At 64.1% G+C, this 24,917-nt stretch carries 20 protein-coding genes and 1 pseudogene; 15 read left to right on the top strand and 6 right to left on the bottom strand.

Annotation, left to right across the window (positions count from 1 at the left end; genetic code table 11):
* The 8 genes from J2X15_RS02475 (at position 1) to J2X15_RS02440 (ending at position 8,717) form a co-directional block, all read left to right on the top strand.
* Positions 1–477: a PaaI family thioesterase gene (locus J2X15_RS02475; protein WP_310339159.1), complete on the top strand. Its 477-nt coding sequence runs from the start codon at positions 1–3 to the stop codon at positions 475–477.
* Positions 478–556: 79 nt separating this feature from the next.
* Positions 557–1,573 (top strand): NADP-dependent oxidoreductase, encoded by a 1,017-nt coding sequence (locus J2X15_RS02470; RefSeq protein WP_310339156.1) that lies wholly within the window; start codon positions 557–559, stop codon positions 1,571–1,573.
* Positions 1,573–3,231: an isovaleryl-CoA dehydrogenase gene (locus J2X15_RS02465; protein ID WP_310339153.1), complete on the top strand. Its 1,659-nt coding sequence runs from the start codon at positions 1,573–1,575 to the stop codon at positions 3,229–3,231. Before J2X15_RS02470 ends, J2X15_RS02465 begins: the two co-directional genes overlap by 1 nt.
* Positions 3,228–4,193 (top strand): glutathione S-transferase family protein, encoded by a 966-nt coding sequence (locus tag J2X15_RS02460; RefSeq protein ID WP_310339151.1) that lies wholly within the window; start codon positions 3,228–3,230, stop codon positions 4,191–4,193. Before J2X15_RS02465 ends, J2X15_RS02460 begins: the two co-directional genes overlap by 4 nt.
* Positions 4,190–4,780 (top strand): GNAT family N-acetyltransferase, encoded by a 591-nt coding sequence (locus J2X15_RS02455; RefSeq protein WP_310339148.1) that lies wholly within the window; start codon positions 4,190–4,192, stop codon positions 4,778–4,780. Before J2X15_RS02460 ends, J2X15_RS02455 begins: the two co-directional genes overlap by 4 nt.
* Positions 4,781–4,803: 23 nt before the next feature.
* Positions 4,804–5,709: an SDR family oxidoreductase gene (locus J2X15_RS02450; RefSeq protein ID WP_310339146.1), complete on the top strand. Its 906-nt coding sequence runs from the start codon at positions 4,804–4,806 to the stop codon at positions 5,707–5,709.
* 45 nt (positions 5,710–5,754) lie between these two features.
* The gene (locus J2X15_RS02445) at positions 5,755–6,372 is read left to right on the top strand and encodes a methylamine utilization protein (RefSeq protein ID WP_310339143.1); all 618 of its coding nucleotides are present in this window, start codon (positions 5,755–5,757) and stop codon (positions 6,370–6,372) included.
* A complete protein-coding gene (locus J2X15_RS02440) occupies positions 6,369–8,717 on the top strand; it encodes a putative bifunctional diguanylate cyclase/phosphodiesterase (RefSeq protein ID WP_310339142.1) in 2,349 nt (782 codons plus the stop codon). Before J2X15_RS02445 ends, J2X15_RS02440 begins: the two co-directional genes overlap by 4 nt.
* Here the strand turns inward: J2X15_RS02440 and J2X15_RS02435 are convergent.
* On the bottom strand, positions 8,714–9,676 hold the full coding sequence (locus tag J2X15_RS02435) for a histone deacetylase family protein (RefSeq protein ID WP_310339141.1): 963 nt from the start codon (positions 9,674–9,676) through the stop codon (positions 8,714–8,716). The genes J2X15_RS02440 and J2X15_RS02435 overlap by 4 nt on opposite strands.
* A gap of 81 nt (positions 9,677–9,757) precedes the next feature.
* On the opposite strand from J2X15_RS02435, the gene J2X15_RS02430 reads away from it, so the two are divergent.
* The gene (locus J2X15_RS02430; protein ID WP_310339140.1) at positions 9,758–9,919 is read left to right on the top strand and encodes a hypothetical protein; all 162 of its coding nucleotides are present in this window, start codon (positions 9,758–9,760) and stop codon (positions 9,917–9,919) included.
* 127 nt (positions 9,920–10,046) lie between these two features.
* Here J2X15_RS02430 and J2X15_RS02425 read toward each other — a convergent pair whose 3' ends face one another.
* From J2X15_RS02425 to J2X15_RS02410, 4 genes and pseudogenes are all read right to left on the bottom strand, one after another.
* Positions 10,047–10,556 carry a DUF1993 domain-containing protein gene (locus J2X15_RS02425; RefSeq protein WP_310339139.1) on the bottom strand — a complete coding sequence of 170 codons (510 nt, stop codon included), beginning with the start codon at positions 10,554–10,556 and terminating at the stop codon, positions 10,047–10,049.
* Between the two features lie 76 nt (positions 10,557–10,632).
* Positions 10,633–11,817 (bottom strand): class I SAM-dependent methyltransferase, encoded by a 1,185-nt coding sequence (locus J2X15_RS02420; protein ID WP_310339138.1) that lies wholly within the window; start codon positions 11,815–11,817, stop codon positions 10,633–10,635.
* 14 nt (positions 11,818–11,831) lie between these two features.
* A pseudogene (gorA, locus tag J2X15_RS02415) lies at positions 11,832–13,189 on the bottom strand (glutathione-disulfide reductase).
* 36 nt (positions 13,190–13,225) lie between these two features.
* Positions 13,226–13,975 (bottom strand): substrate-binding periplasmic protein, encoded by a 750-nt coding sequence (locus J2X15_RS02410; RefSeq protein WP_310339136.1) that lies wholly within the window; start codon positions 13,973–13,975, stop codon positions 13,226–13,228.
* A gap of 88 nt (positions 13,976–14,063) precedes the next feature.
* Here J2X15_RS02410 and J2X15_RS02405 point away from each other — a divergent pair, with 88 nt between their 5' ends.
* From J2X15_RS02405 to J2X15_RS02380, 6 genes are all read left to right on the top strand, one after another.
* Positions 14,064–16,496: a Tex family protein gene (locus J2X15_RS02405; protein ID WP_310339134.1), complete on the top strand. Its 2,433-nt coding sequence runs from the start codon at positions 14,064–14,066 to the stop codon at positions 16,494–16,496.
* A 66-nt stretch (positions 16,497–16,562) separates the two neighbouring features.
* Positions 16,563–17,753: a cation:proton antiporter gene (locus J2X15_RS02400; protein ID WP_310339132.1), complete on the top strand. Its 1,191-nt coding sequence runs from the start codon at positions 16,563–16,565 to the stop codon at positions 17,751–17,753.
* A 1-nt stretch (position 17,754) separates the two neighbouring features.
* Complete coding sequence (locus tag J2X15_RS02395; RefSeq protein ID WP_310339130.1) at positions 17,755–18,885, top strand: YbdK family carboxylate-amine ligase; 1,131 nt, start codon at positions 17,755–17,757, stop codon at positions 18,883–18,885.
* Between the two features lie 110 nt (positions 18,886–18,995).
* Complete coding sequence (locus tag J2X15_RS02390; RefSeq protein ID WP_310339128.1) at positions 18,996–19,802, top strand: HDOD domain-containing protein; 807 nt, start codon at positions 18,996–18,998, stop codon at positions 19,800–19,802.
* 101 nt (positions 19,803–19,903) lie between these two features.
* Entirely contained in the window at positions 19,904–21,064 is a 1,161-nt protein-coding gene (locus J2X15_RS02385; RefSeq protein WP_310339125.1) for a phospholipase, read from the top strand.
* On the top strand, positions 21,061–22,086 hold the full coding sequence (locus tag J2X15_RS02380; RefSeq protein WP_310339122.1) for an alpha/beta hydrolase: 1,026 nt from the start codon (positions 21,061–21,063) through the stop codon (positions 22,084–22,086). The genes J2X15_RS02385 and J2X15_RS02380 overlap by 4 nt, the downstream gene beginning before the upstream one ends.
* Here the strand turns inward: J2X15_RS02380 and J2X15_RS02375 are convergent.
* Positions 22,064–24,859 (bottom strand): EAL domain-containing protein, encoded by a 2,796-nt coding sequence (locus J2X15_RS02375; protein ID WP_310339120.1) that lies wholly within the window; start codon positions 24,857–24,859, stop codon positions 22,064–22,066. The two genes, J2X15_RS02380 and J2X15_RS02375, sit on opposite strands and share 23 nt — an antisense overlap.
* Between the last annotated feature and the right edge of the window lie 58 nt (positions 24,860–24,917).

Raw genomic sequence — 24,917 nt, 5'->3', positions numbered from 1 at the left:
ATGTGGGAGCAGGCCGTGGGCTTTGGTGTGGAGATTCCCTTTGTCACCCACCTGGGGTTTGAGCTCACGCTGTTTGCCGATGGTCGCTCCGAGATCCGCTACGCGCCCCTGGCCGAGCACCTGAACTCCTTCAACGTGACCCATGGCGGCGCGTTGATGACGCTGCTGGATGTGACCATGGCCACGGCCGCGCGCAGTGTCACCCCCGAAATGGGTGTGGTCACCATCGAGATGAAAACCAGCTTCATGCAGCCCGCCGTGCCCAGTGCTGACGGGCCGCTGGTGGCCAAGGGCGAGCTGATCCACCGCACCGCCACGCTGGCCTTCACCCAGGCCACGGTGTTTGATGCGGCAGGCAAGCCCTGCGCGCATGCCACGGGCACCTTCAAGTACGTCAAGCGCCTGGCCACGGGCGCACGCAGCGTGAATGCACTGAACACCCCGGCCAATGTCGGCAGTGGCATCTCTACCGACTAGTTTGAAGCCAAAGAGGTCTCTAGCCCCCGTGTAATCTGTGCAAGCAGCTAGCAAAACCATAGCATTTCAGGAGACCACCATGCCCAGCAATCAGCAAATCCACCTCGACAACCGCCCCGTGGGCGAAGCCGTTGCCAGCAATTTCAAGCTGGTCACCAGCGACACGCCTGCGCTGCAGGACGGCCAGGTGCTGGTGCGCCACCACTACCTGAGCCTGGACCCCTACATGCGCGGCCGCATGAACGACGCCAAGAGCTACGCCACGCCCCAGCCCCTGGGCCAGACCATGGGCGGCGGCACGGTGGGCGAGGTGCTGGAGTCGCGCCACCCCAAATTCGAGGTAGGCGACAAGGTGGTCGGCATGGGCGGCTGGCAGGAATACAGCGTGGTGGACGCGGGCCAACCCGGCGCGCTGCGCAAGGTCGACACCACCCATGTGCCGCTGAGCCACTACCTGGGCGCCGTAGGCATGCCCGGCGTGACCGCTTGGTACGGACTGGTGAAGATCATTGCGCCGCAAGTGGGCCAGACCATGGTGATCAGCGCCGCCACCGGCGCGGTGGGCAGCGCGTTTGCCGCACTCAGCAAGGCACGCGGCTGCCGCACCGTGGGCATTGCGGGCGGACCCGACAAATGCCAATACGCGGTGGACGAGCTGGGTTTTGACGCCTGCATCGACTACAAGCTGCACAGGGATGCGGCCTCGCTGTCACAGGCCTTGAAAGACGCCTGCCCAGGCGGCATCGACGGTTACTTTGAAAACGTGGGCGGCATGGTGTTGGACGCCGTGCTGCCGCGCATGAACGCGTTTGGCCGCATTGCCGTGTGCGGCATGATCGCCGGCTATGACGGCCAGCCCCTGCCACTGGCCCACCCCGCGCTCATTCTCACCCAGCGCCTGAAGGTGGAGGGTTTCATCGTCAGCGAACACATGGACGTGTGGCCCGAAGCGCTGAAAGAACTGGGCGGCATGGTCGCCACCGGCAAGCTCAAACCCCGCGAAAGCATTGCCCAGGGCCTGGCCGCCGCGCCCGAGGCGTTTTTGGGCCTGCTCAAGGGCAAGAACTTTGGCAAGCAGCTGGTCAAGCTGGTCTGATGGTCACCGCCACCCACACGGTGTTCAACCAGGCCGAGCCGCTGGTGGGCACCAACCTGTTTGACCGCAACCAGGCCCTGCAGAGCGCGCTGAAATTCAACGCCCCCACACTGGACACCACCAGCCTAAGCGCGCTGGGCGCACAGATGGGTAGCGCCGAGATGCAGACCCACGCGCGCCTAGCCAACGTGCACACGCCCGTGCTGCACAGCCACGACCGTACGGGCCACCGCGTGGACCAGGTGGAGTTTCACCCCAGCTACCATGCGCTGATGACGGCCGCTGCGCAGGCGGGCCTGCACGGTAGCCCCTGGGCTGAAGAGGCCCACGGCCACACGCGCCGCGCCGCTGCCTTCATGCTGTTCACCGAGGCCGAGCCGTCCATCCTGTGCCCCATCTCCATGACCTACGCGGTGATGGCCGCACTGCCGGGCAACGCAGCCATCTTCAAGGACTGGGCGCCGGGGCTCACAGCCCGCGCCTACGACCCGGCCTTCAAGCCCTTCAACCAGAAGACCGGCCTGACCATGGGCATGGGCATGACGGAGAAGCAGGGCGGCTCCGATGTGCGGGCCAACACCACGCAGGCAGTGCGTGACGGCGAAGACGCCTGGGGCCAGCGCTACACGCTGGTGGGGCACAAATGGTTTTTCTCGGCGCCCATGTGCGATGCGTTTTTGGTGCTGGCGCAAACGCCAGCCGGGCTATCGTGCTTTTTTCTGCCGCGCGTGTTGCCTGACTTTGAAAACCCCTCCGGTAGTGGCACCACGAACGCCATCCGCATTCAGCGCCTCAAGGACAAGCTGGGTAACAAGGCCAACGCCAGTTCCGAAGTTGAATTTCTGAACGCCACCGCCTGGCTGGTGGGCGACGAGGGGCGCGGCGTGCCGCAGATTCTGGAAATGGGCACCATGACGCGGCTGGACTGCGCGCTGGGCACCAGCGGCCTGATGCGCCAGGCGCTCAGCATTGCGCTGCACCACACGGCGCAGCGTCAGGCCTTTGGCAAACGCCTGATCGAGCAGCCGTTGATGCGCAACGTGCTGGCCGACCTTGCTATCGAAAGCGAAGCTGCCACCGCACTGTCCATGAGGCTTGCACGCTCTTTTGACCATAAAGGCGATGCGCATGAAGTGCTGATGGGCCGCCTGCTCACGCCCATTGCCAAGTTCTGGATCTGCAAACGCGGCGCCGCCTTTGCGCAGGAGGCCATGGAGTGCCTGGGCGGCAACGGCTATGTGGAGGAGGGCGGCGAGGGCACCATGGCCCGCATCTACCGCGAGATGCCGCTCAACTCCATCTGGGAGGGTGCAGGCAACATCATGGCGCTGGACCTGCTGCGCGCCTTGCGCAAGGGCGATGTGGCCGCTGCGCTGGTGCGCGAGCTGGCCCCGGCCCAGGGTGCCCACCCCGCGCTGGACCGCTTGGCCACCGCCTTGCCCAGCCGGGTAGAGCACATGGCCACCGAGATGGAGGCGCGCCGCCTGGCACAAGACGTGGCGCTGGCCGTGCAGGCCGCGCTGCTGCAGCAAAGCGCGCCAGCCGCCGTGTTTAACGCATTTTGTGATTCCCGCCTGGCGGGCAACTGGGGCCACACCTTTGGCACCCTGGGCGCCGCGGTGGACTTTGACAGCATTATTGAAAGGGCCATGCCATGAGCGCCACATCGACCGACCTCATCCTCCACCACTACCCCACCTCGCCGTTTTCGGAAAAAGTGCGCCTGGTGCTGGGCTACAAGCAACTGGCCTGGAAGTCCGTCATCATCCCCGCCATCCTGCCCAAGCCCGATGTGGTGGCGCTGACCGGCGGCTACCGCAAGACGCCGTTTTTGCAAATTGGCGCTGACATTTACTGCGACAGCGCACTGATCTGCGATGTGCTGGAGCACATCCAGCCCACGCCCACGCTGTACCCCGCCCATAACAAGGGCATGGCCCGCGTGCTGGCGCAGTGGGCCGACACCACGCTGTTCTGGGCCGCCATGGCCTACAACCTACAGCCCAAGGGGGCTGCCAGCATGTTTGAGGGCGCGCCGCCCGAAGCGGCCAAGGCCTTTGGCGCCGACCGCGCCGCCATGTCCAGCGGCATGACGCGCCTGCGCCCGGCCGACGCCACCGCAGCCTACAAAAGCTATCTGCGCCGCCTGGCCAATATGCTGGAAGGGCAAGACTTTTTGCTGGGCGGCACACCCTGCGTGGCCGACTTTGCGGCCTACCACCCGCTGTGGTTTACCGCCAAGCGCGTGCCGGTGATGGCCGACATCCTGAACGCCACGCCCGCCGTGCTGGCCTGGATGGACCGCATGGCCGCACTGGGACATGGTAGCTTCGAGAAGCTGTCTGCTACAGATGCGATAGCGGCTAGCGCAGCGTCTACGGGGGCTAGCGCCCCATTTGCGCATGATGAAGACACCACGTTCCAGGATGAGCACGGCATTGCGCTGGGCAGCGAGGTGACGATTGCGGCCGAACTGTTTGGCCAGGAACCCACCCCCGGCACGCTGGTGGCAGCCACGCGCACCCGCTTCACGCTGCAGCGCACCGACGAGCGCGCCGGCACCGTGCGCGTGCACTTCCCGCGCATTGGCTACGTTTTGAAGGCGGCCCAACCCGCATGAGCTTGAATACCGTTCGGGCTGAGCCCGTCGAAGCCATCCGTTGGCAATGGCTGCCGTTTGACGCGCTAAGCCGCGAGCAGCTGTACGAACTGCTGCGCCTTCGCAGCGAAGTGTTTGTGGTGGAGCAGAACTGCATCTTCCAGGACATGGACGGTCTGGACGATCAGGCTATGCACTTGCTGGGATTTCGGGTGTCAGCGGACTCTGCTCCGTGTCCCCCGCCCGCTTTGCGGGCTCCTCCTTTACCTACGCAGAATCCACTGCCACCCGAACTCCCCGGTGACCGTGTTGGCGTGCCTACGCCAGGACTCATCGCCTACGTGCGCTGCTTTCCCAAGGGCGTTACGTTTGACGAGGCCAGCATCGGCCGCGTGGTCACGCGCCAAAGTGCGCGCGGTGGTGGCCTGGGCCACGTGCTGATGGCCGAGGCCATACGCGCGTTGCAGCAACAGTGGGGCGCGCAGCCGATTCGCATTGGCGCGCAGGCCCACCTGAAAGGCTTTTACGAGCGCCACGGCTTTGCCGATGTGGGCAAGCCCTATGTGGAAGACGGCATAGACCACATCGAGATGGTTCGTCAGCCCTGATTTTTCCTTATTGGAGACACCCCGTGATTACCGATTTCAAAGGCAAAACCGCCGTTCTCACCGGCGCCGGCTCGGGCTTTGGCCTGGAATGCGCACGCATTGGCGCCAAACTGGGCATGAACCTAGTGCTGGCCGATGTGCAGCAGGATGCGCTGGACAAGACCGTGGCCGAGATGCAGGCCGCAGGCGCCCCCGTGCTGGCCATGAAGGTGGATGTGTCCAAGGCCGAGCAAATGGAGGCGCTGGGCGCCGCCACGCTGGCGCGCTTTGGCGCACCACACTTTGTGTTCAACAACGCCGGTGTGGGCGCGGGCGGCCTGGTGTGGGAAAACTCCACCAAAGACTGGGAATGGGTGCTGGGCGTGAACGTCATGGGCGTGGCCCACGGTGTGCGCGTGTTCACCCCCATGATGCTGGAGGCCGCCGCCAAGGACCCGGCCTGGACCGGCCACATCGTCAACACCGCCAGCATGGCCGGCCTGCTCAACGCGCCCAATATGGGCATTTACAACGTGAGCAAGCACGCCGTGGTGGCCCTGAGCGAAACCCTGTACCAGGACCTGGCCCTGGTGACCGACCAGATCAGCGCCAGCGTGCTGTGCCCCTTCTTTGTGCCTACCGGCATTGCCCAGAGTCACCGCAACCGCCCGGACGCCGACGAAGCCCCCGCCAAGCCCACACGCAGCCAGCTCATTGGCCAGGCCATGAGCGACAAGGCCGTGGGCAGCGGCAAGGTGACGGCGGCCGAGGTGGCGCAAAAGGTGTTCGACGCCATTGCCGCCAATCAGTTCTACATCTACAGCCACCCCAAGGCCATTGGTTCGGTGCAAACGCGGCTGGAAGACGTGCTGATGGCGCGCAACCCCACCGACCCGTTTGCCCACAAGCCCGAGCTGGGCGTGGAGCTGAAAAAGGCGCTGCGCGGCTGACCCTCCGGCACGGCAAAAATGCCGGCTTGGGTTAGAGTCGTGCCCATGCGTCTTACACAAAAACTGTACTGGGTTGCCGCTGTCGTTGGCGCAATCGTTTTGGCAGGCCCTGCACGGGCGGGCTCGCTGCAAGTGCAGGTGCAGGACAAAACCGGCAAGCCACTGCCCAATGCCGTGGTCTTCCTGGAGTCTGCGGAGGCCAAGGCCGCGACCAAGCCCCTCAAGGGGGTGGAAGTGGCCCAGGTGGCCAAGCAGTTCACCCCCACGGTTACGGTCGTCACGCCGGGTACCGCGGTGCTATTCCCCAACCAGGACACGGTGCGCCACCATGTTTATTCGTTTTCGCCCATCAAGACGTTTGAGCTGAAGCTCTACGCAGGCGTGCCGGCCAACCCCGTGGTGTTTGACAAGGTCGGCATTGCGGTGCTGGGCTGCAACATCCACGACAACATGGTGGCTTGGGTGCTGGTGGTGGACACCCCGTACTTTGGCCAAACGGATGCCCAGGGCAAGCTGAACCTGGACAACGTGCCCAGCGGCAACTACAAGCTGCGCACCTGGCATGCCAGCCTACCCACCGGCGCGGCAGCGACCGAACAAGCCCAGGCAGTGGGTACGGGCGGTGCGCCCGTGGTGGTGAAGCTGGCGGGGAGCAGCGTTTGAACCTGTCGAAAACAGTGGCCAGTTGGGGCCTGGGCACCAAGTTTGTGGTGTTCTCACTGGCGCTGCTGCTGCTGGTGCAGGTGGCGGTCTACAGCGTGGTGCGCACCAGCATCAACAGCAATGTGCGGGCCCAGCTGACGCAGGAACTGGTTATTGGCGACAAGGTGTGGTGGCGCCTGCTGGACCAGAATGCCCAAAAGCTGCGCCAGGGTGCGGCGGTGCTGGCGGCCGACTTTGGCTTCCGCTCGGCCCTGAGCAGCGGGGACACCGAGACCCTGCGCTCGGCCCTGGAAAACAGCGGTGCGCGCATAGGCGCCCCTGTCACGGCCTTGCTGAACCCCGAATTTGCCCTGCAAGCCACCGGCCTGGAGCGTGCCAGCGAGGCACAGTTCGCCCCCATCCTGCAGCGCGTGGCGGCCGACATTGGCAAGAGCGACCAGAACCACCAGTTGGAGCTGATCGACGGCAAGCTCTATCAGTTCGTCATGGTGCCCCTGAAGGCGCCGCTGACGATCGGCTGGGTGGTGATGGGGTTCCCCATCGAACAGTCGCTGGCTAACGACATGTTTGGCCTGTCTGGCATCCACGTGGTGCTGCTGACACGGCAGGGCGCGTTGCTGGTCAGCAGCCTGCCGGTGCTGGACCAGGCAGCGCTGAGCGCCTTGGGGCAGGGCGGTGAAATTCGGCTGGGGGCTGACACGTTGGTGGTGCGCCACAGCACCACGCGCAGCGACATTACCGACGTGCAAACGTATTTGTTGCGCTCGCTGGATGAGGTGGTGGCGCCCTACCAGCAGGTGCAATTGGCGTTGCTGGTGATTGCGGCCCTGGGCCTGGCGCTGTTTGGCGCGGGCAGCATGGTGCTGGCGCGACGCATCACCACGCCGCTGCATGCCCTGGTGGGTGCGGCCGAACAGCTCAGCCGCGGCGAGTACGACAAAAAACTGCCAGCCCTGCGCCACAAGGACGAAATCGGCGACCTGTCGCGCGCGTTTGACCATATGCGCAGCAGCATCCGCACCCAGCAGGGCGAAATTTTGCAACTGGCCTACTGGGACCGGCTGACCGGCCTGCCCAACCGCACCCAGTTTCGCGACCTGCTGCAACAGTCGATCAAGGCCAGCATTGCGATGCAGAACAGTGGCCCGCCGGTGACGGTGATCATGCTCAACCTGGACCGCTTCAAGCATGTGAACGATGTGCTGGGCTACGCCTTTGGCGACCGCCTGCTGGTGGCCGTGGCAGAGCGCCTGAGTGGCCTGATCAGCGCCGATATTGGCGAGGTAGCGCGCCTGGGCGGTGATGAATTTGCGGTGCTGATTGAAAGCACCGATGCCATGGGCGCCTTGCCCGTGGCGCAAAAAATTGCAGCCTCGTTTGAAGAACCCCTGACGCTGGAAGACCAGACGGTGGACCTGAGCGCGGCTATCGGCATTGCCTCGTGGCCCATGCATGCGCAAGATGTGGACATGCTGCTGAGCCGCTCCGAGATCGCCATGTATGTGGCCAAGCGCAAGACCACGGGCATTCAGATCTACGACCCGGCGCTGGACTCGTCGAGCACGCAAACCCTGTCCCTGCTGACCGAGCTGCGCTATGCGGTGGACCACGGGCAACTGCGCCTGTACCTGCAGCCCAAGCTCACGCTGGCTGACAACACGGTGGTGGCCGCCGAGGCACTGGTGCGCTGGCAGCACCCCACGCGGGGCCTGGTACCGCCCATGCAGTTCATCCCGTTTGCGGAGCAAACCGGTTTTGTGCGCCAGCTCACGCTGTGGATGTTTGAGGAGGTGGCACGTGCGCTGCCCGCGTTGCGTGCCGATGGCCGCCCGCTGCGCGTGGCCATCAACTTGTCCACCCGCGACCTGCTGGACCAGGACTTTCCCGCCAAGCTGGACGCCATGATGGCCAAGCACAACGCCCCCACTGACGCGTTTTGCCTGGAGATCACCGAGAGCGCCATCATGGACGACCCGCAGCGCGCCGAGGCCACGCTGAACCGCCTGTCCGAGCGCGGCTTCAAGCTCTCCATTGACGACTTTGGCACGGGCTACTCGTCGCTGGCCTACCTCAAGCGCCTGCCCGTGAACGAGCTGAAGATCGACAAGTCGTTTGTCATGGGCATGGAAACCGACGAGAGCGACGCCAAGATCGTGCGCTCCACCATTGACCTGGCGCACAACCTGGGTCTGTCCGTGGTGGCCGAAGGCGTGGAGAACCAGCTGATTTTGGACAAGCTCATTGCGCTGGATTGCGACGAAGCCCAGGGCTACTACATGAGCAAACCCATCCCGCTGCCGGACTTCATCGCCTGGCGCACCAAGCAGCAGGCTGCTACGGCCTAGGCCAGGCGGGCATTGGGCTGCAGGCCCTGCCAGCGCTTCCAGTAGCCCAAGGCCACCTGGTAGGTGGTGCGCTGCACTTGCACCGTGTCCTCAATCTTGGTGCCATAGCCACCTGCCATGGTGAACACCAGCGGGATGCGGCGCTGCCAGCACCAGTCCATCACACGCCGGTCGCGCGCTTCCAGGCCGTCGGCCGTGATGTTGAGGCGGCCCAGGCGGTCACCCTCATGCGGGTCGGCCCCGGCCAGGTAAAACACCACGCCGGGCTGGCATTGGCCCTCCAGCCGCTGCAATGCTTGTTCCAGGGCCGCCAGGTAGTCGGCATCGCCGCAGCCATCGGGCAGGGGCACATCCAGGTCACCGGCCTCTTTGCGAAACGGAAAGTTCTTGTCGCCGTGCAACGACAGCGTGAACACCGAGTCGTCGCCCTGAAAAATATGCGCCGTGCCGTTGCCCTGGTGCACGTCCAGGTCAATCACCGCCACCTGCAGGGCAGGGCGGTGGCTACCGTCGGCCAGGCGGGTGCGGCTCCATTCAGCCTGTAGCACGCGGGCCGCCACGGCCACATCGTTGAACACGCAAAAGCCGCCGCCTTTGTCTGCATAGGCGTGGTGCGTGCCGCCGGCCAGGTTGGCGGCCAGGCCTTCAGTCAGCGCCACGCGGGCCGCGGCTACGGTGGCGCCCACGCTGCGGCGCGCGCGCTCGGCCATGGCTGGGCTCCAGGGAAAACCAATCTCGCGCAGCACCGCAGGCACGGCCGTGCCTTCCAGAATCGCGTCGATGTAAGCCTGCGTGTGCACCAGCGCCAGCTCGCCCCGCGTGGCGGCAGGTGCCTCGGTCAACCGCACCTCGGGCAGGTGCTGCGCCAGCTGGTCGCGCAGCATGCGGTACTTGGCCATGGGGAAGCGGTGGCCCTCAGGCAAAGGGAGCACAAATTGGTCGGAATAGAAGGCCTGCATGCGGGGATTGTGGCAAACGCCGGGGGGCTTCAAAAAAAGTGAGAAAATACCGGTTTTCACACCAACCAACAGGATAGTTCCATGGGCAACAAAATCGTTACCGAAGCCGACCGCAAAGCCACTCCCGCTCCCAAGCCCCTGCCTGGCTACACCCTGCCCACCGGCGGCCGCGGCCAACGCGTCAGCCTGGAACGCGGCGTTGCTACACGTAGCAAGAAGAACCCCGGCAAGCGTCACAGCTGAGCCCTGACACCCCCAGCGGGTGTCTCCATGCAAAAGGCCCTCAACTGAGGGCCTTTTTGCTTTATGCGCCAAAACTGGCTGTAGCCCGCGTAGGCTTTGCGCGAGCAGCTATTAATTCAATAGCAACTCAGTTCACACCCATGTAGTTTTTCTTGCCAATTTCCACGCCGTTATGGCGCAGCAGCGCGTAGGCGGTGGTCACGTGGAAGAAAAACTGGGGAATAGCGTAGTGCAGCAGGTAGGTGGACGCGTCGAACGTGCGTTCACGTGGTGTGCCGGCCTGGATGACGATCTCGCGGGTGTGGGGCTTATCGAACAGGCTGGCATCCAGGCTGTTGATAAAGGTCAGCACCGTGGCAATGCGGGTTTGCAGCTCGGCAAAGGTCAGTTCGGTGTCGGGCATCACAGGTACCTCCACGCCAGCCAATCGCGCAGCGGCGCCCTTGGCAAAGTCGCTGGCAATCATTACCTGGCGCAGCAGCGGGAACATGTCGGGGAACAGGCGCGCCTGCAGCAGCGCGGTGGGATCAATTTTCTTGGCGGCGGCGTGCTCTTCAGCCTTGTGCAGCACGCCGCTCAGGGCTTGCAGCATTTGCTTGAAAACAGGGATGGAGGCGGTGTAGAGGGCGTCAGTCATGGGGCAGGTTCCTTCAAAAGAGGGCGAAGCGTAACAGCTTGGGGCGACGCGTGTCGCCCCAAGGGGATTGGGACGATCAGTGCAGCGGGCCCAGGCGCCACAGCGAGGTGATTTCGGCCGCGCGTGCCGCGTGCAGGGCGTCGGTGCCATCTGTCGCCTTGGGGTGCAGAGGTTTGGCATCGTGCCGCCCCAGTACCTGCAGCCCGGCGGTGGCAAAGGCGGCCAGCAGCTCCTCACGGCTGCGCAGACCCAGGTGTTCGGCCAGGTCCGACAGGATGAGCCAGCCCTCGCCCCCCGGTGCCAGATGGGCCACCAGTCCGTTTAGAAAGCCCAGCAGCATCTGGTTGTTTTCGTCGTACACCGCGTACTCAATGGGCGAGCTGGGCCGCGCGGGCAACCAGGGCGGGTTGCACACCACCAGCGAGGCCAGGCCTTCAGGAAACAGGTTGGTCTGCAGCACTGTGACCTGGGCTGCCACGCCCAGCTGGTCCAGATTGGCCCGGGCGCAGGCCAGGGCACGCGGGTCCTGGTCGGTGGCGACCACACGGGTAACGCCACGGCGCGCCAGAACTGCCGAGAGCACGCCGGTACCGGTACCAATGTCAAACGCCACCAGATTGGAGCCCCTGGGCAACGGCGTCGTGGCCACCAAATCCACATACTCGCCCCGCACAGGGGAGAACACGCCGTAGTGGGGGTGGATGCGGTTGTTGGGTGCTGCACCCAGTGCAGAAATTTCCACGCCTTTTTTGCGCCACTCGTGGGCGCTGGTCATGCCCAGCAGGTCGCGCAGGCTGGCCACACTGGCGCCGTCTTCGGCCACCACCGGGCCCCAGGCCTCGGTGCAGGCTTTGCGCGCATCGGGCGCGCGGCGCAGGGGGACGCTGTAGTCGGCGTTGAAAGGCAGCAGCACCATGGCCAGCACGCGAGCACGCTGTGCCTGGGCCTGCCGGTGCAGGTTGAAGCTGTCTGCGGGGGAAGCAGGCGCCTTATGGATGGCCGCGCCCTTGGCGGCACGCTGCTTGCGCTGGGGTGTTTTGTCGATGCGGCGGGCCAGGGCTTGCAGCAGTTGGCGGGCGTTTTGAAAATCACCACGCCAGAGCAGGGCCGTGCCTTCACAGGCCAGGTGGTAGGCGTCATCCGCCGTGGTGGTGTCGTCGGCCAGCACCACGCGTTTGGGAGGCGCTGCGCCGCGCTCGGAGCGCCACAGCGCAGAACAGGCCTGGCCCGCTTCGGTCCAGTGAATGTGAGTGGGTTGCATGGGGAGGGGGCGCCTTAGAGGTTGTGGCGCACGGCGGGCGTGCGCATGGTGACCAGCTCTTCGGCGGCCGTGGGGTGGACCGCGAGCGTAGCATCCAGCGCGGCCTTGGTGGCCTGCAGCTGCAAGGCCACGCCCACCAGCTGGGCCATTTCACCGGTATCTGGCCCCACGGCGTGGAAGCCCAGCACGCGGTCGGTGTCGCGGTCCACCAGCAGTTTGAGCAGCATCTTGCCCGGGTGACCGGACAGTGTGGCCTTCATGGGGCGAAAGCTGGCGCGGTACACGTCCAGCCGCGGGTGGCTTTTTAGAGCCTGCTCTTCGGTGAGCCCTACCACCCCGGCCTCAGGCGTGGTGAATACGGCGGTAGGAATCAGCGTGTGGTCCACGCGCCGCGGTGTGCCACCAAACACGGAGTCGGCAAAGGCATGGCCCTCGCGAATGGCCATGGGCGTGAGGTTCACGCGGTTAGTTACGTCGCCTACGGCATAGATGCCAGGCACTGTGGTCTGGCTGAATTCGTCCACCGGGATGGCGCCCTGCGCGTCCAGCACGATGCCCAGCGCCTCCAGGCCCAGGCCCTGCGCGTTGGGCTGGCGGCCCATGGCGCGCAGTACGCAGTCGGTAATCAGGGTGTCGCCATTGTCCAATTGCACCTGCAGGGCGCCGTCGGTGCGCGTAATCGCCTGCACTTCGCGGCCAAAGCGGAACTGCATGCCGCTCTGGGCCATCTCCGCCGCCAAATGCTGGCGCAACTCGTCGTCAAAGCCACGCAATATCTTGTCGCCACGTACCACCACCGTCACTTGCGCACCCAGCAAATGCAGCACGCAGGCCAGCTCCAGCGCTATGTAGCCAGCCCCTTTCACCACCACACGCGCTGGCAGCGCGGTCAGGTCAAAGAAACCATTGGAGTCGATCGCCAGTTCGTGGCCCGGAACGTCTGGCCCCCGCGCCGGCTGTGCGCCAGTTGCTATCAAAATGTGTTTGGCCTGAAAACGTCGGCCGTCTGACAGCGCCACGGTATGGCGGTCCTCCAGCGTAGCGCGGCCCTCCAGAATCTGCACGCCGGCGTTCTGCAGGTTGCTGCGGTAAATGCCCTCCAGACGGGCCACTTCGGCATCGCGCCGGTTCTTGAGCATGGCCCAATCAAAGCGGGGCGTGTCCAGCCAAAGCCTGCCGCCTCTTCAAACTCCTGCGCGAAGCGCGAGGCGTAGACCATGAGCTTCTTGGGCACGCAGCCGCGGATCACGCAGGTGCCGCCCATGCGGTATTCCTCGGCCAGCGCCACGCGGGCACCGTGATTGGCCGCAATGCGTGCGGCGCGCACGCCACCGGACCCGCCCCCAATGACGATGAGATCGAACTGTTCCATAGGCTTCCTTGAGTGGCGTGCAGCACCCGCGCTGGTTTACGGCGGGCCTGCGTGTTTTTTCAGAATGGCATCGTAGACACCATTGTTCTGGATGATTTTGAGGCCTGCGTTAAAGCGGTCACGCAGCTCCGGGTCTTTGAACACGGCCTTGCGCGGGCTGGGCGGAAAAATGCTATGGACGGTAATGGGCTGGCTGGCGTCCACCTTGGGGTCCAGCCGAGGCACGAAGTAGCGAAAGATGCGCCGGTCGCCCACCACTACGTCCACATGGCCGGTGTAAAGCAGGTTGTTCTGGATGATTTGCTGAGGGTATTCCTTGTAGTCCGCATGGCGCTCAACCACCGCCTTGAAGCGCTCGCCCAGGAGCGCATTGGCATTCTGGAAGGCGGCCACCGAATAGTCGGCCAGGTCTTCAATGCGCCGGATCGGCAGGTTGCGGGCTGCCAGGGTGATGGCCACGTTCTGGTAAACCACGTAGGGCGCCGAGAAATAGCCATTGCCGCCTATGCCTTCGTCCACACCCAGAAGGACGTCCAACTGCCCCGCACGCTGCATGGCCAGGCCACGCGCCGGGGGAAACTGCAGGCCTGTCATCTTGTAACCCACAGCAGCCAAGGCCTGCTCGGCAATTTCGACTTCGATGCCTTCCTTGCCCGACTCCATGATGTAGGGCGGCTTGCTCAGCCCCATGCCCACCCGCACATCCTTGGTCCCGCCGGCACCCCAGGCGCCCAGCGCCAGCAGGCCGCAACAAGCACTTACAAACAGGGAGCGGAGCCGGGGCATGGGGCACAGTTTACGCCCGCGGGCTGTGGCACACTCGCGCCCTTGATTGATTCCCTGCTGGCCGTACTGGGCCAGCCTATTTTTCGCAATGCAGAAAATCATCGCGCAAATCGCGCAAGAAATCCGTGTCCGCCCCGCCCAGGTTGAAGCCGCCGTGGCCCTGCTGGACGAAGGCGCCACCGTGCCCTTTATCGCCCGCTACCGCAAGGAAGTGACCGACGGCCTGGATGACATCCAGCTGCGCGAACTGGAAACGCGCCTGTCCTACCTGCGCGAGCTGCGCGACCGCAAGGAAGCGGTGTGCAAGGCGATTGACGAGCAGGGCAAGCTGACGCCAGCGCTGACAGTAGCCATCCACAACGCGGCGACCAAGCAAGAGGTGGAAGACATTTACCTGCCCTTCAAGCTCAAGCGCCGCACCAAGGGCCAACTGGCCAAGGAAGCCGGGCTGGAGCCGCTGGCCGACGCGCTGTTTGCCAACCCCACCCTGGTGCCGGCTGATGCAGCGCTGGCCTACCTCAAGCCTCCGCTCACGCCCGAGCAGATCGCCGACAAGCAGCCCGATTTCTCGACTGTGTTCGCCGTGCTGGACGGCGTGCGCGATCTGCTCTCCGAGCGTTGGGCCGAAGACCCGGTGCTGGTGCAAGACCTGCGCGCCTGGCTGTGGAACGAAGGCCTGCTGCAAAGCAAGCTGGCCGAAGGCAAGGACGAGAACAATGCCGACGTGTCCAAGTTCCGCGATTACTTTGACTACGACGAGCCGATTGGCCGCGTGCCCAGCCACCGCGCGCTGGCCGTGTTCCGCGGTCGCGCACTGGACATTCTGGACGCCAAGTTGGTGCTTCCAGAGTCAAATGTGCCTGTAGCCCCTGTATCTTCTGCGCCAGCAGCTATTAAAAAAGTAGCAACACCCGCGGTGTCGCTGGCCGAAGGCCGCATTGCGCTGAAGCTGGGCTGGAGCCACCAGGGCCGCGCGGCCGACGATCTGATCCGCAAATGTGTGGGCTGGACCTGGAAGGTGAAACTGAGCCTGTCCACCGAACGCGACCTGTTTGCCAAGCTGCGCGAAGACGCCGAAAAGGTGGCGATCAAGGTGTTTGCCGACAACCTGCGCGACCTGTTGCTGGCCGCTCCGGCCGGCCCGCGCGTGGTGATGGGCTTGGACCCAGGTATTCGCACCGGCGTGAAGGTGGCCGTGGTCGACGCCACCGGCAAGCTGGTCGAAACTGCCACCGTGTTCCCGCACGAGCCGCGCAAGGACTGGGAAGGCTCCCTGCACACGTTGGGCAAACTCTGCGCCAAACACGGCGTGAACCTGATTGCGATTGGCAACGGCACGGCCAGCCGCGAAACCGACAAGCTGGCGGCTGATTTGATCAAGCTGCTGGCCAAGATGGCTGCGCAAGCGGGTGCACCTGAGATCAAGGTGGAGAAAGTCGTCGTGTCCGAAGCCGGGGCCTCGGTCTACTCTGCCAGCGAATTTGCATCCCAAGAGATGCCCGACGTGGACGTGAGTCTGCGTGGCGCGGCGTCGATTGCGCGCCGTCTGCAAGACCCGCTGGCCGAGCTCGTGAAGATCGACCCCAAGAGCATCGGCGTGGGCCAGTACCAGCACGATGTGAACCAGAGCGAGCTGGCCAAGACGCTGGACGCTGTGGTGGAAGACTGCGTGAACTCGGTGGGGGTGGACTTGAACACGGCCAGCGTGCCTTTGCTGAGTCGTGTGTCCGGCCTGTCGGGCACCGTGGCCAAGGCCGTGGTGCGCTGGCGCGAAGCCAACGGCGCGTTTGGTAGCCGCCAGGACCTGATGAAGGTCACCGGCCTGGGCGCCAAGACCTTTGAGCAAAGCGCAGGCTTCTTGCGCATCCGCGGCGGCAGCAACCCACTGGACATGACCGGTGTGCACCCCGAAACCTATCCCGTCATCGAGCAGATCATCGCCAAGACCGGCAAGCCCGTGGCCGAGATCATGGGCCGCGCCGACATGCTGAAGACGCTGCGGCCCGAGCTGTTTGCCAACGAGCAGTTTGGCGTGATCACTGTCAAGGACATCTTTACCGAGCTGGAAAAACCCGGCCGCGACCCGCGCCCCGATTTCAAGGTAGCACGCTTCAACGACGGCGTGGAAGACATTGCCGACCTGAAGGAAGGCATGATCCTGGAAGGCACCGTCAGCAACGTGGCCCAGTTCGGCGCGTTTATCGACCTGGGCGTGCACCAGGACGGCTTGGTCCATGTGAGCCAGCTCGCCCACAAGTTCGTCAACGACGCGCGCGAGGTCGTCAAGACCGGCGACATCGTCAAGGTGCAGGTGGTGGAGGTGGATGTGGCGCGCAAACGCATTGCGCTGACCATGAAGATTGGCGCGGCACCCGCTGGCGCCCGAGGTGGTGACAGGGCAGGGGACAACCGCTACCAGGGCCCCGCCCGTGGCGAGCGCCAGCACCAGGGCAGCCGCCAAGACACCAGTTTGGCCGGCAATTCCGCCATGGCCAGCGCATTTGCCAAGCTCAAGCGATAACACTTTGCAACACTTCCCTCAGGGCCTCTGCACGCAATAGACATCTGCGGGCACTAGCATCACCGCATGCAGATGCTCTTGGGGCCTGTGTTTTCGGACATAGCCTGGCCCATCACGATTCTCATTGCATGGTTTGCGGGAGAGCTAGGACACCGGCTGGCAAAACTGCCACGTATCAGTGCCTATGCCATTGTCGGTTTTGTTCTGGCCCCCGCGCAGGCGGGCCTGTTACCGGCAGACCCATCGGCTACCGTGCTGCTTTTGGCCAACATTGCGTTTGGCCTGATCCTGTTCGAGTGTGGATACCGCATCAATCTGCGCTGGTTGCGCACCAACCCCTGGATTGCAGCGACCAGCGTGACCGAAACGGCGCTCACGTTCGGAGCGGTCTATTTTCTGGTGATGTGGTTTGGGCAGTCTCAGTCCAGCGCGGTGCTGCTGGGCTCGTTGTCCATGGCCACGTCGCCCGCCAGCATCCTGCGGGTGGCCAATGAGCAGCGTAGTTCCGGCCAGGTGACCGAACGGGTATTGCACCTGTCTGCGCTGAACTGCGTGCTGGCCGTGTTTGTCTACAAAATCATTGTGGGGCTGGTGGTGTTCGAGACCTCCGGCAACCTCTGGGACGCAACCTACGGCAGCTTGGTCGATCTGTGTGCCTCCGGCATCTTGGGCATGCTGGCCGGTGCCCTGGTGCCAGCCTTGCTGCAGTTCACCGGGCGCACCAGTGATGACAGCACGTTGGCCTTCACCCTGGCCATCATCTGCCTGGTGGCACTGGCCCACAGCCTGAAGCTGTCGCCGGTGCTGGTGGCGCTCACGTTTGGGCTGTCGGCCCGGCATCGCCGCATTGTGCTGAACTCGTCCCAGCGCGGTTTTGGTGCGCTGGGCGATTTGCTGTCGATGCTGCTATTTGTATACATTGCCTCTACCGTAGATTGGCAGCAGGTGCTGGCCGGCATGGGGCTGGGGTTGGCCGTGATGGGCGTACGCCAACTGGCCAAGATTGTGGGCATCAGCCTGTTCGCCCATGTCAGCGGCATCTCCTGGCGCAAAGGGTTGCTCATTGGCGTGGCCACCACGCCCATCTCGGCCTTCGTGATCCTGGTGTTGGAGCAGACACGCTATCTCGGCATCCATCTGGTGGACGAGCTGGCGCCGCTTGCCACCATGGCGCTGACCCTGGAGGTGCTGGGCCCCATCTTCATCCGCCGTGCACTGGTCTGGGCGCGCGAGGTGCCAGACAGCAGGGGAGACTGATATGGCCTTGGAGCCCTTCAAACAATCGCAATCGCTGAGTCTGGGAGTGGAGCTGGAACTGCAGCTCGTCAGCCTCAGCGACTTTGACCTGACGGCCGCCAGCCCCGACATGCTCGAGCTGCTGCGGCGCAAGCCGTTCCCGGGCACGGTAACGCCCGAGGTCACCGAAAGCATGATCGAAGTCGCCACCGACGTGCACACCGAATACGCCACGCTACAGGCACAGCTGCGGGAAATGCGCGACACCCTGGTGCGGGCGGGCGACCAGCTCAATATTGGCGTGTGTGGTGGTGGCACCCACCCGTTCCAGCTTTGGTCCGAGCGGCGCATTTTCAACAAACCGCGGTTCCTCGAAGTGTCCCTGCTGTACGGATACCTGACCAAGCAGTTCACGATTTTTGGCCAGCATGTGCACGTGGGCTGCTCCAGCGGTGACGAGGCCCTGTATCTGCTACACGCCCTGAACCGCTACGTGCCGCATTTCATTGCGCTGTCGGCCTCGTCCCCATTCGTACAGGGCAACGACACGCTGTTCCATTCGGCGCGGCTGAACTCGGTGTTCGCGTTTCCGCTGAGCGGACGCGCGCCTTTTTTACTGCGCTGGCAAGACTTTGAGGAGCAGTACTTTGCCAAGATGGAGCTCACGGGTGTTGTCAAAAGCATGAAGGACTTTTACTGGGACATCCGCCCCAAACCCGAGTACGGCACCATCGAACTGCGGGTGTGCGACACGCCCCTGACGGTAGAGCGCGCTGCCGCGCTGGCCTGCTATCTGCAGGCGCTGTGCCGCTACCTGCTGGAGCGCAACGAACCACCGCCCGTAGAGGACGACTACCTGGTCTACAACTACAACCGCTTTCAGGCCTGCCGTTTCGGCCTGGATGGGACCGTGGCCCACCCCAAGACCTACGAGAAACGCTCGCTGCGTGAAGACATCCTGACGACGGTGCGCCACATCTGGCCCCAGGCGGAGGCGCTGGGCTGCGTGCCTGCGCTGGACCACATCTACCAGGCCGCCCATGAAGGTGGTGACGCCAACTATTTGCGCCAGGAGGGGGCGGAACGAGGCGGAGTGGAGGGCATGGTGGATTCGGCCCTGAAGCGTTTCCGGGGCGGCAAGGCCGGCGTCTGAGCCCGCAACACTGCCCGACCAACCCCGCCATGGCGGGTTTTTTGCTTCTAGGGACTGGCACGGATGGATAATCCCCGCATCCCCAAAAGTTGGTTGAGGAGACCGTCGCCATGAAACTCAGTGCCTTGCTGGAGCAGCAGTTCATCCTGCCCAGCATTCCCAAAGTGGTAGCACTGCTGCTCAATGAGCTGGACCGTCCCGAAATTGACCTCAAAAAGGTCACCCAACTCATCAGCACCGACCCGGCGCTGACCACCCGGCTCCTGCAGCTGGCCAACTCCAGTTTTTTCCAGCTCTCGGGCAAGATCAGCAGCGTGTCAGAGGCCCTGGCCCTGCTGGACCTGAACCACGTGCGCACCATGGCCCAGGCCGCAGCCACTGGCGCTTCGCTCAAGGCCGTGCCGGGCATCCAGCTGCAACAGTTTTGGGACTACAGCCTGAATGTGGCCCGCGTGTCGCGCTCGCTGGCCGGGCTGGTGCGGCTGAACCAGCAGGCGGCGTTCACCTGCGGGCTGATCCACGCGGTGGGCGAGCTGGCCATGCACCTGGCCATGTCCGATATCACCGCCGTGCTGGACGAAGACGTGCACCCGCTGGGCATGAACCGCGCTTCGCTGGAGCGCAAGGTGCTGGGCTACTGCTACGCCAGCGTGGGCGCAGGCTACGCGCGTATGTGGCATTTCCCCCAACCCATGGTGGACGCGCTGGAACACCAGTACGCCCCGTTTGAGAACCATGTGTACGAGCCGCTGGCCGGAGTGATCCATCTGGCGGCCTGGCGCGCCCGAGGCAAAGAGGCCAAGCTGACCCAGCGCGGTCTGGCCGTGACCTTCCCGGGTTCGGTGGGCGTGGCTTTGGGGTTGGACATCGACATGGTGCTGCAGCAAGACCCTTTCGACTGGGCCGCATATACATGACCCCCACGCTCCGCCGCTGCGCGGGTCGCTGCCCCCAAGGGGGCGAACTCGCCTTGGGGCGGCCCAGCGGCGAGTTGGTCTTCCCCGATTGAATTTTTAGAATGCAAGCACTTCACATCTACACAGGCCCCAAGGCCCGGGCGGCGCTAGCCGCCAACGGACTGCAACCCCAGCACATAGCCACCATCCCCGGCGCCGCTGGTGGGCCCAAGGGCCTGATTCTGGGCGCGCTGGACCGATTCATTTTTGGCGACTGGTTGCTGCGTTCGCAGCAGCCGGTGGACCTGGTGGGCGCCTCCATCGGCGCATGGCGCATGGCCACAGCCTGCCTGAACGACCCCGTGGCGGCATTTAAACGGCTGGAGCACGACTACATCCACCAGCATTACGAGTTGGCCCCGGGGCAAAAGCGCATCAGTGCGGCCCAGGTGAGCGAGACTTTCGGTGAAAACCTGCAATCGTTTTACGGCGGCCGCGTACCCGAGGTGCTGCAGCACCCCCGCTACCGGTTGCACATCGTTACCTCACGCGGGCGGCACCTGCTGCGCACCGAGCACGGCCTGCGCACGCCGCTGGGCTACCTGGGGGCATTTCTGACCAACACACTGCACCGCAAGGCCATGGGTGCCTGGCTGGAACGCGTCGTGTTTTCCAGCCCTGCAGCAGAGGGTGGCGCTGCAGCGCTACCGTTTGCAACGGGCGACTACCGCACACGCCACGTGGCGCTGAGCGAGGCCAACTTCACGCCCGCGCTGCAGGCCAGTTGCTCCATCCCCTTTGTACTGCAGGCCATCCACAACATTCCTGGTGCGCCAGCGGGTGCCTACTGGGACGGTGGCATCACCGACTACCACCTGCACCTGAACTACCCGGGAACCCAGCAGCACAAAGATGCTATGAATTCAGGAGCTGCTGGCGCATATTCCACGGGGGCTAGTGGCCTATCTGAGCACCAAGGTCTGGTGCTGTACCCGCATTTCCAGAAAAGCGTGGTGCCGGGCTGGCTGGACAAGGGGCTGAAGTGGCGGCACCGCTCCACGGCATTCCTGGACACCATGGTGCTGCTGGCGCCTAACCCCGAGTGGGTGAAAACTTTACCAAACAGCAAACTTCCAGACCGTACAGACTTTACGCACTTTGGCAATGATCTGGCTGGACGGGTAAAGGCGTGGACGACCGCCACCCGTGCCAGTCAGCAGTTGGTGGACGAGTTCATCGCCTGGCTGGACAAGCCCGACATGAACCTGGTACGCCCGCTATGACACTGCCCAAACTGCTGCCCACGCTCTCTTTTCCCCGCGCAACGGTGCTGTGCATGGCCTTGGCCCTCACGGTCGGCGCAGCATCGGCAGGCCCTTTGCTGGACCGCATCAAGGAACGGCGCGCGGCCCGCGCCGAAAGCAAGGCGGAGGAGAAGGCCCCCACCACCGAGCCCAGTGCCGAACAGACTCTGGAAGACCCGAACGGCGGTGACGATGCACCGTCCACCGTCGCCCGCAATGTGGTGCGCGACGTGGCCTATGGCACCGACCCCAAGCAGCGCATGGACGTGTACCTGCCCGCCAAGGGTGCAGCCCTGGCCCCGGTGATCTTCATGGTGCATGGCGGCGCCTGGCGTATGGGCGACAAACGCATGGGCAACGTGGTGGACAACAAGGTGGCGCGCTGGGTGCCCAAGGGCTTTGTCTTTATCTCGGTGAACAACCGCCTGCTGCCCGAGGCCGATCCGCTGGACCAGGTGCGCGACGTGGCCCAGGCGCTGGCCAGCGCCCAGTCCAAGGCCACGGGCTGGGGTGCAGACCCCAAGCAGTTCATCCTCATGGGCCATTCGGCCGGTGCGCATCTGGTGGCGCTGCTGGCGTCTTCCGCCAGCCTGGCCACGCAGGCGGGTGCCCAACCCTGGCTGGGCACGGTGGCGCTGGACAGTGCGGCCTTGGATGTGGCCCCCATCATGCAGGGCAAGCACTACAAGCTGTACGACCCCGCGTTTGGCACCGACCCCACGTTCTGGAAAGCCGTGTCGCCACAGCAGCAGCTGCAATCCGGCTCCAAGCCGCTGTTGATGGTGTGCTCAGTGCGGCGTGACGAATCCTGCGGCCAGGCGCGTGCCTTTGCTGCCCGAGCTACCTCGATAGGTGTACGCGTGCAGGTCCTGCCTCAGGATATGACGCACAGCGAAATCAACAAAGAACTCGGCCTGGGCACGGCCTACACGCAGGCGGTAGAAGGCTTTATGGCCAGCCTGTCGGCGCCGGTGGCGGCTACGCTTCAGCGCGGTTTGTAGACCGGCGTGCCGCCCAAGGCAGCATGTCAGCCGCCGGCATGGGCCGTGCAATGCCATAGCCCTGGCCTAGTTCGCAACCCAACTCCAGCAGCTTGCTGGCTTGGGCCGAGGTTTCCACGCCTTCGGCAATCACTGCGCGGTCAAAGGCCTTGGCCAGCGCGACGATGGCCCCCACCAGCGTGCGGTCCTCGGGGTCGTCCAGCAGGCCTTCCACAAACATGCGGTCGATCTTGATGGTTTCGGCCGGCAGGCGCTTAAGGTAGGACAGCGAAGAGAACCCGGTGCCAAAGTCGTCCAGCGCAAAGCACACCCCCAACGCCTGGCAGCCTTGCATCACCTGGCGCATGTGCTGAATGTCCTGTAGCACGGCCGATTCCAGAATCTCCAGCTCCAGCAGATGGGCAGGGGCTTGGGGGTAGCAGGCCAGCAGCGCACGCAGGCGGTCCACAAAGTCGGCGCGGTGGAAATGTCGCGCCGCAATGTTCACGCTGACCACCCAGCGCTGGCCTTGCGACACCCAGGTTTGCAGCTGCGCCAGCGCCTGGTGGAGCACCCATTCGCCAGTTTCTACAACCAGGTCGGTGTGTTCCATCAGCGGTAAAAAACCGCCCGGGGCCAGCAGTCCCTGCTCGGGGTGCTGCCAACGCAGCAGGGCTTCTACGCCCACAATCTCGCCAGTGCGCATGTGCACCTTGGGCTGGTAGTGCAGCCGGAACTCCCCTTGGTGTACGGCAATGGCCAGGCGGGCTAGCTGCGTGTAGTGGGTTTGCACTTCCTGGTCTTGCTGGGCGTCAAAGATATGGAAACCCCGGCCCGCCTGCTTGGCCTGGTACATGGCCTGATCGGCGTGGCGCAGCAGGGTGTCGGGGCTGGCGTTGTCTTGCGGGAACAGCACCACACCGGCGCTGGCGCTGGAGTGGATCAGCAGGTCGTCAATCGCATAGGGCTGGGCCAGACACTCCAGCAGGGCCAGGGTTCGGCTCTGCACTTCCGCTTCGCCACTGGGCCCGCGCAGCAGCACCACAAATTCATCACCGCCCAGGCGGGCCGCATCTGCCGGGTCTTGCACAAAGCCCTGCAAGCGCAGCGCCACTTCTTTCAGCAAGCGGTCACCGGCCCAGTTGCCATGGCGGTCGTTGATGTCCTGAAAATGGTCCAGGTCCAGCAGGCACACGCTCAGCATGCCACCATCCTGGCGAGCCTGGTACAGGGCATGGGTCAGGCGTTCGGCCAGTGCATCGCGGTTGTTCAGCCCGGTGAGTGCGTCATGGCGTGCCTGCCAAGAGATTTTTTGCTGCAGATCGCGGGTTTCGGTCACATCGCGGAATACCAGCACACAGCCCCTGGCCGTGCCATGGCTTTGCCGGATGGGGGCGGCGGTGAATTCGATCGCATAGCGCTCGCCCGAATGGTGCAGCAGTAACTGGTTGATGGCATGTACTGCGGTTTGGGTCTGGTGCAGTTGATCTACACGCACGCCCTGGGGCAGGGCCTGTGACTTGGTGTCTAGCTGAAACACCTCACTCAAGCGGCGCCCCAGCGCCTGCTGTTCGGTGTAGCCGGTCAAAAACTGGGCGGCCTCGTTGAGGCTGTCAATGTGCCCATGCAAGTCGGTGGTAATGACACCATCGGCAATCGACGACAACGTGACCACGGCGCGTTCTTTTTCTTCCAGCAGGGCTTCCTGTGCCAGCTTGCGCTCGGTGATGTCCACCAGCGCACCGATGCTGCCGCCCACACTGCCATCGGTCAGGGTGAAGGGCGCCTTGAAATACACCATCTCACGCAAGTCGTAGGTTCCGGCTTTGACCAGCACCTCGTTGTCCTTGCGGCTCAACACCCGGCGTTCACGGCCTGCACGCTCGTGCGGCAGGGCCACAAAATCGCTGGACAGCGGCACGCCGACTACTGCCTGGGCAGGCGTGTTGAAAAAAGTTTCCCAGGCCTGGTTGACCCCCAGGCAGGTGCCGTCAGTGCCACGCACAAACACGGGGAGGGGCAGGGCGTTGATCAACTGGCGGGTGAAGTGCAGTTGCTCTTCCAGTTCAGCCTGGGTGGTTTGCAGCGACTGCACCAGGCCCTGGATCTGCTCTGCCATGCTGTTGAAGGCTTGCGCCACGGCCCGCATCTCCAGCGTGCCTTTTTCTGCCATGCGGGCATGCAGCGCGCCGGCACGAAATGCCTCGGTGGCGGTATTCAAGCGGCTGAGCATGCGGGCATTGGCCCGCAACAGCAGGGTGAGCAGAAACAAGATGGTGAAGATGTTCATCGCCGAGATGTGCATCTGCGCACCAATGGTGCGCCAGACCTGCTCCAGTACTTGGACATTGCCCACCACGACCACCAATTGCACGTTAGTGCCATCGGGCAGCTGCTGCGCAAAATCTCCGCTCAGGGGTTTGAGCGCCGCAAACTGCTCAAACCACAGGGGCACTTGCGCATGCGCAAAGCCCGAAGTACCTGCCTGCAGCACTGTGCCCCGCTGGCTCCATTGCAGGCTTTGAATCTCGGGGTTAAAGCCCAGCTCAGCCTCCAGCATGGCCTGCAACTCAGCGTGTGTGCCGTTGGCACTGGCACGCACCAACAGGGGCAGCAGGTAGTGCCCGGTCACCTGCACCTGGGCCCGTTGGTGCTCGATAGCTTCCTGCAGCTCGGCACTGAACATCAGGTGGTAGCGCACCAGTGTCACCGCCACAATGATGGCCAGAATGGGCAGGAACAGGCGCGGGTAGGTTCCCCGCGTCAACCAAGTCTTGATGGAATAGTGGCGCATTTTTGTCGTGCTCCCTGGGGCGCCCGAAGGCAGCCCTTGCAATCGTTTTCTTATTTCC

Origin of the sequence: Rhodoferax saidenbachensis, assembly GCF_031457975.1 — a bacterium.
Classification (GTDB): Bacteria; Pseudomonadota; Gammaproteobacteria; order Burkholderiales; family Burkholderiaceae_C; genus Allorhodoferax; species Allorhodoferax saidenbachensis_A.
Note: the sequence above shows the minus strand (reverse complement) of the source record. Positions and strands in the feature narration are given on the sequence as shown.

Bases quoted from the DNA above. Each gene is read 5' to 3' on its own strand.
- J2X15_RS02400 (WP_310339132.1), top strand. From the start codon at position 16,563: ATGCAGATGCTCTTGGGGCCTGTGTTTTCGGACATAGCCTGGCCCATC.
- J2X15_RS02385 (WP_310339125.1), top strand. From the start codon at position 19,904: ATGCAAGCACTTCACATCTACACAGGCCCCAAGGCCCGGGCGGCGCTA.
- J2X15_RS02445 (WP_310339143.1), top strand. From the start codon at position 5,755: ATGCGTCTTACACAAAAACTGTACTGGGTTGCCGCTGTCGTTGGCGCA.
- J2X15_RS02395 (WP_310339130.1), top strand. From the start codon at position 17,755: ATGGCCTTGGAGCCCTTCAAACAATCGCAATCGCTGAGTCTGGGAGTG.
- J2X15_RS02420 (WP_310339138.1), bottom strand. From the start codon at position 11,817: ATGCAACCCACTCACATTCACTGGACCGAAGCGGGCCAGGCCTGTTCT.
- J2X15_RS02430 (WP_310339140.1), top strand. From the start codon at position 9,758: ATGGGCAACAAAATCGTTACCGAAGCCGACCGCAAAGCCACTCCCGCT.
- J2X15_RS02475 (WP_310339159.1), top strand. From the start codon at position 1: ATGTGGGAGCAGGCCGTGGGCTTTGGTGTGGAGATTCCCTTTGTCACC.
- J2X15_RS02380 (WP_310339122.1), top strand. From the start codon at position 21,061: ATGACACTGCCCAAACTGCTGCCCACGCTCTCTTTTCCCCGCGCAACG.
- J2X15_RS02405 (WP_310339134.1), top strand. From the start codon at position 14,064: ATGCAGAAAATCATCGCGCAAATCGCGCAAGAAATCCGTGTCCGCCCC.
- J2X15_RS02390 (WP_310339128.1), top strand. From the start codon at position 18,996: ATGAAACTCAGTGCCTTGCTGGAGCAGCAGTTCATCCTGCCCAGCATT.
- J2X15_RS02470 (WP_310339156.1), top strand. From the start codon at position 557: ATGCCCAGCAATCAGCAAATCCACCTCGACAACCGCCCCGTGGGCGAA.
- J2X15_RS02460 (WP_310339151.1), top strand. From the start codon at position 3,228: ATGAGCGCCACATCGACCGACCTCATCCTCCACCACTACCCCACCTCG.
- J2X15_RS02410 (WP_310339136.1), bottom strand. From the start codon at position 13,975: ATGCCCCGGCTCCGCTCCCTGTTTGTAAGTGCTTGTTGCGGCCTGCTG.
- J2X15_RS02425 (WP_310339139.1), bottom strand. From the start codon at position 10,556: ATGACTGACGCCCTCTACACCGCCTCCATCCCTGTTTTCAAGCAAATG.
- J2X15_RS02465 (WP_310339153.1), top strand. From the start codon at position 1,573: ATGGTCACCGCCACCCACACGGTGTTCAACCAGGCCGAGCCGCTGGTG.
- J2X15_RS02375 (WP_310339120.1), bottom strand. From the start codon at position 24,859: ATGCGCCACTATTCCATCAAGACTTGGTTGACGCGGGGAACCTACCCG.
- J2X15_RS02455 (WP_310339148.1), top strand. From the start codon at position 4,190: ATGAGCTTGAATACCGTTCGGGCTGAGCCCGTCGAAGCCATCCGTTGG.
- J2X15_RS02435 (WP_310339141.1), bottom strand. From the start codon at position 9,676: ATGCAGGCCTTCTATTCCGACCAATTTGTGCTCCCTTTGCCTGAGGGC.